General features: G+C 44.3%; 1 pseudogene. It reads left to right on the top strand.

The features are described 5' to 3' along the window. Window positions 1-221: pseudogene (locus H5202_RS23865) on the top strand (IS66 family transposase); the annotation flags it as partial.

The following is a 221-nucleotide window of genomic DNA, read 5'->3' as shown; positions in this document are numbered from 1 at the left end:
CTCAACTTAAGTAAATCAAAACGTTTTTCATCACAAAGTGAAAAGGTAGCCAAAGGCACGTTTAACGAAGCTGAGCAGCAACATGCGTTGCCCAACGTAAATAAGAGCAAGGCTAAAACAGGCAGAAAACCATTACCTGAAGCGCTTGAGCGTGAAGTTTATCTGCACGAACTCAGTGCCCCTTGTTGTGAATGTTGCCAAACACCCCTTCATGAATGCGG

It is taken from the genome of Shewanella sp. SG41-4, from assembly GCF_014164505.1.
GTDB lineage: Bacteria > Pseudomonadota > Gammaproteobacteria > Enterobacterales > Shewanellaceae > Shewanella.
The sequence above is the reverse complement of the archived record's forward strand: the minus strand, read 5'-3'. Positions and strand labels throughout refer to the sequence as shown.